This window comes from Flavobacterium sp. CG_23.5, assembly GCF_017875765.1.
Taxonomy (GTDB): Bacteria; Bacteroidota; Bacteroidia; order Flavobacteriales; family Flavobacteriaceae; genus Flavobacterium.
Genome location: NZ_JAGGNA010000001.1, coordinates 599,431 through 609,280, shown reverse-complemented (window position 1 = coordinate 609,280; position 9,850 = coordinate 599,431). Strand labels below are relative to the sequence as shown.

The window sequence follows — 9,850 nt, the reverse complement described above, 5'->3', positions numbered from 1 at the left end:
AGTAACGAATTTAACCAAAATGCCATCAATTGATATTTTTTATCTGTCAATGACTTAAATACTCGTTGAAAGGAACATTTTCTTGTTAATTAAACCTAAAATTTTGATGTATAACCAGTAAACAACACTAATAAAAACTTAATTGTGAGTTGATTAACTTTTTTTATAAAAAAATTAGCATTTGTAAATATAATTATCTACTAAAAAAAATGCACTAAATACGCCTTCACAAGAATTATTTTGATTACGAAAAAAACAGGCAAAAAAAATTATAAATCATTCTTTCTTTTGTAAATTGTATTAGAATATTTCACTAAATCGAAACACAGTGCCCATGACTATCTAAATGATCATTACCCTATGAAAAATTTAATATTAATTAGACATGCAAAATCAAGTTGGGACGCTCCACTGCACGATAAGGAACGGCCTTTAACACACCATGGAATGAAAGATGCACACCTTGTTTCCTCTAAAATTAGTGATCATCTTCCTAAAACTTACATTATTTGGAGCAGCACAGCTAAAAGAGCCGCTGACACCGCGCTTATTTTTGCTCAAAATATTTCTTATCCTATTGACAGTATCGTTTATAAAGACGACCTTTATACATTCGATGAAAAAAAACTGGAGAAAGTTATTAAATCATGTAATAATCTTTTCGATAGTGTTATTCTTTTTGGACATAATGTTGCTATTACAAATTTTGTTAATAAATTTGGGGATGTTTTTATTGAGAATGTTCCCACGGCAGGGTTTGTATCTTTGCAATTTCATGCAGATGATTGGACTAAAATTGATAAAGGCATAACAAAAAAAACAATATTCCCCAAAGATTTAAAATAAGTAGATGCCAGAACATAAATATATAGATAGAGAAAAAAGTTGGTTAGCATTTAATGCAAGAGTGCTTCAAGAAGCGGCAGATGATTCCGTACCATTGTTAGATAGACTACGGTTTTTAGGCATTTTTTCTAATAATTTAGATGAGTTTTTTAGAGTTCGCTTTGCGGCTATTAGACGGTTAAGTCTTTCAGGAATATCCGGAGAAAAGTATTTGGGCGGTATTTCGGCTCAAGAATTAGTAAAAGACATCACAGAAATTGTAATAGAACAACAGTCTGAAAGTTTACGGATATTAAGCACTATTGAAGCTAAATTAGAGTCTAAAAATATATTCATTATCAATGAAGATCAAATTTCGATCGAGCAGGAAATTTTTCTAAAAGAGTTTTTTATTCAAAAATTGAGTCCTGAATTAGTTACAATCATATTAAACGATTTAGCTGAATTTCCGTTATTGAAAGATACTTCAGGTTATTTGGCTATAAAACTCATTATGAAACTAAATAATGAGATCCGTTACGCGATTATTGAAATTCCAAAAACATTAAATCGTTTTGTTGTTCTTCCTTCAGATAATGATAAACAGTATGTTATTCTAATTGATGATGTTATAAGACACAATTTGAGTAGTATTTTCAATATTTTCGATTATGAAAGTGTTTCTGCCCACATGATAAAAATTACTAGAGATGCACAGTTAGATATCGATAGTGATTTGAGTAAAAGTATGATAGAAAAAATTTCAACAAGTGTTAAAGATCGAAGAATAGGGGAACCCGTGAGGTTTATTTATGATCAATTAATTGAAAAAGATACACTGCAATTTTTTCTAGATAAAATGCATATTGTAGCAACGGACAGTATTATTCCAGGCGGCAGATACCACAATAGACGTGATTATATGAATTTTCCAAATCTAGGGAGATTTGATTTATTGTATAAAAAGAATGATCCGCTGCCACTTCCTGGTTTGAGTCTTGAAGGAAGTATGCTGGAAAAAATAAGTAAAAAAGATTATTTATTAAATGCACCTTATCAGTCTTTTTCTTATCTGACAAAATTTTTGCGCGAAGCAGCTCTCGATCCAAAAGTAACCTCAATAAAGATTACGTTATATCGATTAGCTAAAAATTCTCAAATTATAAGCTCACTTATAAATGCTGCCAAAAACGGGAAGAAAGTTACGGTTCAAATTGAATTACAAGCACGTTTTGATGAAGCTTCAAATATATCTTACGCAGAACAAATGCAAATCGAAGGTATCGAACTCATTTTTGGAATAAAAGGACTAAAAGTGCACAGTAAAATATGTGTTATCGAAAGAATAGAAAATGAAAAAATAAAAAGATATGGTTTCATTTCTACAGGGAATTTTAATGAAGCTACAGCAAAAGTTTATACTGATGTAACCCTTTTTACAAGTCACCAACAAATTCTTAAAGACATTACGAAAATATTTGAATTTTTCGATATCAATTACAGAGTACATCGTTATAAACATCTGATTGTTTCTCCTCATTATACTCGATCCCGTTTCTACAAACTGATTGATAGGGAAATTTTGCATGCATTGGCAGGGAGAAAAACATATATTAAGTTAAAAATGAATAGTTTGTCTGATTTTAGAATGATTGATAAATTGTATGAAGCGAGTACAGCAGGCGTCAAAATACAACTTGAAATTAGAGGTATTTGTTCGTTGATTCCCGGAATTCCAGGAATGAGCCAAAATATTGAAGCAATAAGTATCGTAGATAATTATCTGGAACACTCGAGGATTTACATATTTGGGAATGCCGGGCAAACGGAAGTTTACATTTCATCTGCTGATTTTATGACCAGAAATCTTGATGGTCGAGTAGAAGTTACTTGCCCAATTTATGATCAAGAAATCAAAAATGAGCTAATTGACAATTTTGATTTAGGTTGGAAAGGGAATGTTAAAGCGCGATACCACTCCTATAAATTGGATAATAAGTATAAGGTAAGAAATCAAGATCCTATTTTCAGGGCACAATTAGAAACGTATAAATACTATCAAAATAAAGTAGAAGTCTTGGCAGAAAAAGTTACCTAGTATCTTGGCATCCTAATTGTAATTGATAAAAATATAAAAAGATAAATTTCAAATCATAGTAGAAGAATGATTAAAATAAAAAAATACGCTGCAATAGATATTGGTTCAAATGCCATGCGTTTATTGGTTGTGAATATTGTTGAACAAGATGGAAAAGAAACGCAATTTAATAAAAGTTCATTGGTTCGTGTGCCTATTCGTTTGGGACAAGATGCCTTTACTGTAGGTGAAATTTCTGAAGTGAATATTGATAGAATGTGTGATGCTATGAAAGCATTCAATTTATTAATGAAAGTGCATAAAGTCGAACGTTATATGGCTTTTGCTACTTCGGCGATGCGGGAAGCCTATAATGGCAAGGAAGTAGTTGCAATAATTAAGAAAAAAGCGGATATCAAAATAGAAATCATCGATGGAAAAAAAGAGGCAGCTATTATTGCTTCAACTGATTTACATCATTTATTAAAAACAGATCAAACCTATCTTTTTGTAGATGTGGGTGGTGGAAGTACAGAATTTACCTTGTTCTCCAATGGTAAAATGGTAAATTCAAGATCTTTCAAAGCTGGAACAGTTCGTTTATTGAATGACATGGTATGCGACGTTGTTTGGGATGAAATTGAAAAATGGATTAAAATTAATACCAAAGACTATGATGAAGTTACATTAATAGGCTCAGGCGGAAACATTAATAAATTATTCAAAATGTCCGGCAAAGTTCAAGAAAAGCCTTTGTCTTATATTTATATAAATTCACAGTATGCTTTTTTGAATTCCCTTACTTATGATCAAAGAGTAGCTGAACTAGGTTTGAATCCGGATCGTGCCGATGTAATTATTCCTGCTACAAGAATTTACCTTAATGCAATGAAATGGAGTGGTGCCAGAAATATTTATGTCCCTAAGATTGGACTTTCAGATGGTATTGTAAAAGCGATGTATAATGGTAAGATATAATTGATTTAATTCTGATTTGCGTATTTTAAATCATAATTAAATTTAAAAAAAAAAATCTAAAAATCAATCAATTACACATTCAAATCTAATCCAAATGTTGTTCGCAAGAGTTCAATATTTGGATTTATTTCGTGAAGTCTATTGTAACGATCTTGGTCATTAAAATTTCTTTTATTTTCAAAACTTTCATTCACGATAACTTCTATCGTGATATCATGGTTATGTAAATGACCTTTTAAATGTCCCAAAAGTCCATTCAATTCTTTCTCAAAATCTAATTTGGAACCTTCATTTGGCAATTCAATAGTAATAGCGTTGCCACTCAAAACTGGGTCGTTGATAAGTAATAACGATTCCATGATTCGAAACCCTTTTTCTCCTAAACGTTGTGCATACTTGTTCCAATGTAGTAGCATTTCGGTTTCCGTAAAAACTTCTGTAGGTAAATGAACGACTTCTTTGACTATTCCCTTATTGCTTTCTTCTAATGCTTTTTTGGCACGAATACTTGACAATGAAAAGGCAGAAATTTTTGGTTCGTTAGAAGTAGAAATATCAATTTTTACGGTCGGAGTGCGAACAGGAACTACAGCTGCTATAACAATAGTTTCCGGCTCTTTTTCTTGAACGGACTCTATAAGTGGAGTTTTTGCAGTACTTTCTATTTTAGCTTTTGAACTTTCTACTATCGAATAATCGTTCTTTATATAATAAGTAGGCGGAATTATAAATTTGTCAACTTTTTTTTTTCTCCATCAAAAGTGATAGAGGCTAGTTGCATCAAACAAAGCTCAACAAGAAGTCGCTGGTTTTGACTTAGTTTGTATTTCAAATCGCAATCATTTGCAATTTCAATTCCTTTTAATAAAAAATCTTGACTGCACTTTTGTGCTTGTGCGCCGTACATTTTCTGCGCTTGTTCACCAACTTCCAATAACGATAAAGTTGAAGGCGTTTTGCTTACCAATAAATCTCTGAAATGAGAGGCTAATCCGGCTATAAAATGATGAGAATCAAATCCTTTAGAAAGAATGTCATTAAAAGATAATAATAATTCAGGAATTTTATTTTCCAAGATTAGATCCGTCACCGTGATGTACGTTTCATAATCTAAAACATTTAGATTTTCTGTAACGGCCTGACGTGTTAAGTCTTTTCCACAAAACGAAACGACTCTATCAAAAATTGATAAAGCATCGCGCATCGCTCCATCCGCTTTTTGTGCAATAATATGCAATGCATCGTCTTCAAAAACTACGCCTTGACTTGTCGCAACTTCGGCAAGATGTTCTTTGGCGTCTTTTACAGTGATTCTTTTGAAATCAAATATCTGACAACGAGACAATATCGTTGGAATAATTTTATGTTTTTCGGTCGTAGCCAAAATGAAAATGGCATGCTTTGGCGGTTCTTCGAGTGTTTTCAGGAAAGCGTTGAAAGCTGCCGAGGACAGCATATGAACCTCGTCAATAATATATACTTTGTATTGTCCTGTTTGTGGCGGAATCCGTACTTGATCAATCAGATTTCTTATATCATCAACTGAATTATTTGAAGCAGCATCTAATTCGAAAACATTAAAGGCAAAATCTTCGTTTGGATCATCATAACCCGGCTGATTGATTTTTCGAGCCAAAATACGAGCGCAAGTAGTTTTTCCAACTCCTCTAGGTCCAGTAAATAATAGGGCAGAGGCAAGATGATTGGTTTCTATGGCATTTAGTAAAGTATTGGTAATGGCTTTTTGTCCTACCACATCTTTAAATGTTTGAGGTCTGTATTTACGTGCCGATACTACAAATTGTTCCATAGAATTTTTATTCGAAAGCAAATATAGGATTTGAAAATTCAAAAACCAAATTCCAAAATTCAAATCTAAAAATTAAAAATAAATTAATTTTTAACGTGCTGGGTGAAATTAAATCATTTGAATTTTTACGGAAAAACAGGTCTGTAAAACATTGTCCCGTCCTGAAATAACGATACGTAAAAATTATTTTAAAATTCCAACTTAAAAATAGCGAGAGTTCTATTTTGTTATAGCCGTTTCCATCGGTACAAATTCACTATAATTTGTTTGAAATCGCACCCAAATCGTCCTTTGTGGTTATACAATCTAATTTGTCTATATTTGTTCACCAAAATAAAGTTATAGTGAGTCAAATCAATAAGCTAAAAATATTCAATGATCCCATTTACGGGTTTATTACCATTCCGAATGCCTTAATCTACGACTTAGTTCAACATCCTTATTTTCAGAGGTTACGTCGAATTTCACAAATGGGTTTGTCCTATTTAGTTTATCCTGGGGCGAATCATACCCGATTTCATCATGCTTTAGGTTGTATGCATTTAATGCAAAAAGCGGTTGAAGTACTTCGTTTTAAAGGGGTTTCCATATCTCCCGAGGAAGAAAATGCATTGTACATTGCTATTTTATTGCACGATATAGGTCACGGCCCTTTTTCACATGCGATGGAAAGAAGCATTGTGGAGGATGTACATCATGAAGAAATTTCGCTGCTGTTTATGAACCAATTAAATGTTGAATTTAACGGTCAGTTGAGTTTGGCCATTCAGATTTTTAAAGGGGATTACGATAGAAAATTCATGTTACAGTTGATTTCCAGTCAATTGGATATGGATAGAATGGATTATTTAAAACGAGATAGTTTTTATTCGGGTGTGGCAGAAGGAAATGTCAATTCAGAACGACTGATTCAAATGATGAATGTGGTGGATGATTTCTTGGTAATTGAAGAAAAAGGTATCTATTCGGTGGAGAAGTTTCTAATGTCGAGACGATTAATGTATTGGCAGGCGTATTTACATAAAACAAGTTTAGTAGCCGAGTTAATTTTGACGAAAGTCTTAAAACGTGCCAAAGAATTGACAATAAAAGGAGTACAATTACCATGCAGTGAACCGTTGCAGTTTTTTATGCAAAATAAAATTACGATGGATAATTTTGACGCTTCTACATTAGATTTATTTTCTCAACTTGATGATTTTGATATTATTAGCGCATTAAAAGCATGGCAAAGACAGGATGATTTTATATTGTCGTCCCTTAGCAAAATGATCGTGAACAGGGATTTATTAAAAATAAAATTAACTAGTGAAAAAGTTCCTTTAGAGGAACTGCAGCCATTGAAAGAGCGTTTCGCTATGGAAAATAATATTTCTTTATTGGAGACTAATTATTTTATTTTTAAAGGTAAAATAAAAAACCAAGCGTATAGTAAAGAAGCGGAACCGATACGAATTTTGAAAAAAGACAGAACCGTTGAAGATGTTATTGAATCTTCTGACCAACTGAATTTAAAATCATTATCTAAATTGGTTACTAAATATTATATCTGTTTCCCAAAACAACTTGTAGAAATGAACATTTAAAATCTATTTTTTTATATTTTTGTCGCAATGAAACAAGCCAAAGCATTTTTTTATAATTTTGAGAGAACTTTATACAGCGAGTTCCATCTTATACCTATGAAAAATATAATCAGATAAGATGAAATTTACAGCAGAACAAATAGCGGGTATATTAGAAGGTGAGGTTATTGGGAATCCCAAGGCTGAAGTGAATCAGTTGTCTAAGATTGAAGATGGAAAAGAAGGCTCACTAACTTTTTTAGCGAATCCAAAATACAATAACTTTATTTATACAACAGAAGCTACAATTACGATCGTGAATAAAACTTTTGTTCCTGAAACACCAATAAAAACAACTCTGATAAAAGTCGAAGATGCCTATATGTCTTTTTCTAAACTATTAGAATTTTATGATCAGGCAAAAGGAACTAAAAATGGAATTGAACAGCCCTCTGTTATATCAGATACTGCAAAATATGGAGAAAACTTATATTTAGGCAGTTTTAGTTATTTAGGACAGCAAGTGATATTAGGAGATAATGTAAAAATTTATCCTAATTGTTTTCTAGGGGATAATGTTGTAGTAGGTAATAATGTAACTATTTTTGCTGGTGCAAAAATTTATTCGGATACTATTATCGGGAATAATTGTATCATAAATTCAGGAGTGGTAATAGGAGCTGATGGTTTTGGTTTTGCACCAAATCAAGATGGAACCTTTACTAAAATCCCACAAATAGGAAATGTAGTTATTGAAGATAATGTAGATATTGGATCTTGTACTACTATAGATAGGGCTACGATGGGTTCTACAATTATAAGAAAGGGAGTCAAGCTAGACAATCAAATTCAGATTGCCCATAATGTTGAGATAGGAGAAAATACTGTAATTGCAGCTCAAACGGGCGTTGCGGGTTCTACAAAAATTGGAAAAAACGGAATGATTGGTGGCCAAGTAGGAATATCAGGACATTTGACAATAGGAAATAATGTCCGAATACAGGCTCAATCTGGTGTTGGAAGAAATATAAAAGACAACGAGACTTTGCAAGGAAGTCCTTCATTTGGTTATAATGATTTTAGTAAATCATATGTTCACTTTAAGAATTTGCCAAAAATTGTCGCAGAAATAGAAGAATTAAAGAAACAAATATTAAACCAAAAAAATGGAAAAAATGGTTAAACAGAAGACCATCAAAACGGAAATTTCACTAACTGGAGTTGGATTACATACAGGAAAAGAAGTGAAAATGACTTTCAAACCTGCTCCAATAAACAATGGTTTTACTTTTGTTCGAGTAGATCTAGAAGGAAGCCCCGTTGTTGAAGCTGATGCAAATTACGTTGTAAACACGCAAAGAGGTACCAATTTAGAAAAACTTGGTGTTAAAATACAAACGCCAGAACACGTTTTAGCGGCATTAACTGGTTGTGACTTAGACAATGTAATCATTGAACTAAATGCTTCCGAACTTCCTATCATGGATGGTTCTGCTAAATATTTTGTTGAAGCGCTTGAAAAAGCTGGTATAGAGGAGCAAAGTGCAAAACGTAATGTTTATGTAATAAAAGAGGTCATTTCTTTTACTGATGAAGCTACGGGAAGCGAAATATTAATCATGCCAAGTGATCATTATAGTGTGACTGCGATGGTCGATTTTGGGACTAAAATTTTAGGTACTCAAAATGCCACGATGAAAGGGATTTCTGAATTTAAGGAAGAAATTTCAGAATCAAGAACGTTTAGTTTTCTGCATGAATTGGAATCACTATTAGAAAACGGTCTAATTAAAGGAGGTGATTTGAATAATGCTATTGTATATGTTGATAAAGAAATATCAGCAACAACAATGGAGAATTTGAAAGTTGCTTTTGGAAAAGAAAGTATTAATGTGAAACCAAATGGAATATTAGATAATCTTACTTTACATTATCCAAATGAGGCCGCTAGACACAAATTACTTGATGTTGTTGGCGATTTAGCTTTAATTGGAACAAAAATACAAGGAAAAGTAATTGCCAATAAACCTGGACATTTTGTAAATACTCAATTTGCCAAAAAAATGGCGAAAATCATAAAAATCGAACAAAGAAATTATGTTCCAGTTTATGATTTAAACTTGGAGCCATTGATGGACATCCATAAAATCATGGCTGTTTTACCTCACAGACCCCCATTTTTATTGATTGACAGGATCATAGAGATGTCTGAAAGTCATGTGGTGGGAATGAAAAATGTTACGATGAATGAAAATTTCTTTGTTGGACATTTTCCTGAGGCACCGGTTATGCCAGGGGTTTTAATTGTTGAAGCAATGGCACAAACAGGAGGGATTCTTGTGTTGAGTACGGTTCCGGATCCTGAAAATTATTTGACTTATTTCATGAAAATTGATAATGTAAAGTTCAAACAAAAAGTGCTACCGGGTGATACTTTAATTTTTAAATGTGATTTAATTACTCCGATAAGAAGAGGTATTTGTCACATGCAAGCTAACGCTTACGCAAATGGAAAACTAGTTGCCGAAGCGGAGTTAATGGCTCAAATTGCAAAAAAACAGTAATTTTTTTTGTTGATTTGGTTAATCGTATATT

General features: G+C 32.4%; 8 protein-coding genes. 6 read left to right on the top strand and 2 right to left on the bottom strand.

Features of this window, described 5'->3' with window-relative positions:
• Window positions 1–360 precede the first annotated feature (360 nt).
• The 3 genes from H4V97_RS02575 to H4V97_RS02565 all read left to right on the top strand — a co-directional run bounded on the left by H4V97_RS02575 (window position 361) and on the right by H4V97_RS02565 (window position 3,880).
• Complete coding sequence (locus H4V97_RS02575; protein WP_196850838.1) at window positions 361–846, top strand: SixA phosphatase family protein; 486 nt, start codon at window positions 361–363, stop codon at window positions 844–846.
• A 4-nt stretch (window positions 847–850) separates the two neighbouring features.
• A complete protein-coding gene (gene ppk1 / locus H4V97_RS02570) occupies window positions 851–2,923 on the top strand; it encodes a polyphosphate kinase 1 (RefSeq protein ID WP_196850837.1) in 2,073 nt (690 codons plus the stop codon).
• A gap of 66 nt (window positions 2,924–2,989) precedes the next feature.
• The gene (locus H4V97_RS02565) at window positions 2,990–3,880 is read left to right on the top strand and encodes a Ppx/GppA phosphatase family protein (RefSeq protein WP_196850836.1); all 891 of its coding nucleotides are present in this window, start codon (window positions 2,990–2,992) and stop codon (window positions 3,878–3,880) included.
• Window positions 3,881–3,951: 71 nt separating this feature from the next.
• On the opposite strand, the gene H4V97_RS02560 is transcribed toward H4V97_RS02565, so the two are convergent.
• Window positions 3,952–4,395, bottom strand: a complete 444-nt coding sequence (locus tag H4V97_RS02560) for a DNA polymerase III subunit gamma/tau (RefSeq protein ID WP_245345176.1) — start codon at window positions 4,393–4,395, stop codon at window positions 3,952–3,954.
• A gap of 209 nt (window positions 4,396–4,604) precedes the next feature.
• Entirely contained in the window at window positions 4,605–5,690 is a 1,086-nt protein-coding gene (gene dnaX / locus H4V97_RS02555) for a DNA polymerase III subunit gamma/tau (RefSeq protein ID WP_209548814.1), read from the bottom strand.
• A gap of 344 nt (window positions 5,691–6,034) precedes the next feature.
• Here dnaX and H4V97_RS02550 point away from each other — a divergent pair, with 344 nt between their 5' ends.
• The 3 genes from H4V97_RS02550 (at window position 6,035) to H4V97_RS02540 (ending at window position 9,819) form a co-directional block, all read left to right on the top strand.
• Window positions 6,035–7,276 carry an HD domain-containing protein gene (locus H4V97_RS02550; protein WP_209548813.1) on the top strand — a complete coding sequence of 414 codons (1,242 nt, stop codon included), beginning with the start codon at window positions 6,035–6,037 and terminating at the stop codon, window positions 7,274–7,276.
• 118 nt (window positions 7,277–7,394) lie between these two features.
• Entirely contained in the window at window positions 7,395–8,438 is a 1,044-nt protein-coding gene (lpxD, locus tag H4V97_RS02545; protein ID WP_209548812.1) for a UDP-3-O-(3-hydroxymyristoyl)glucosamine N-acyltransferase, read from the top strand.
• Window positions 8,431–9,819: a bifunctional UDP-3-O-[3-hydroxymyristoyl] N-acetylglucosamine deacetylase/3-hydroxyacyl-ACP dehydratase gene (locus tag H4V97_RS02540; RefSeq protein ID WP_209550255.1), complete on the top strand. Its 1,389-nt coding sequence runs from the start codon at window positions 8,431–8,433 to the stop codon at window positions 9,817–9,819. The genes lpxD and H4V97_RS02540 overlap by 8 nt, the downstream gene beginning before the upstream one ends.
• Window positions 9,820–9,850 lie beyond the last annotated feature (31 nt).

Excerpts from the sequence above, each read along its gene's own strand:
- H4V97_RS02575 (WP_196850838.1), top strand. The coding sequence starts at position 361 with ATGAAAAATTTAATATTAATTAGACATGCAAAATCAAGTTGGGACGCT.
- ppk1 (WP_196850837.1), top strand. The coding sequence starts at position 851 with ATGCCAGAACATAAATATATAGATAGAGAAAAAAGTTGGTTAGCATTT.
- H4V97_RS02565 (WP_196850836.1), top strand. The coding sequence starts at position 2,990 with ATGATTAAAATAAAAAAATACGCTGCAATAGATATTGGTTCAAATGCC.
- dnaX (WP_209548814.1), bottom strand. The coding sequence starts at position 5,690 with ATGGAACAATTTGTAGTATCGGCACGTAAATACAGACCTCAAACATTT.
- lpxD (WP_209548812.1), top strand. The coding sequence starts at position 7,395 with ATGAAATTTACAGCAGAACAAATAGCGGGTATATTAGAAGGTGAGGTT.
- H4V97_RS02540 (WP_209550255.1), top strand. The coding sequence starts at position 8,431 with ATGGTTAAACAGAAGACCATCAAAACGGAAATTTCACTAACTGGAGTT.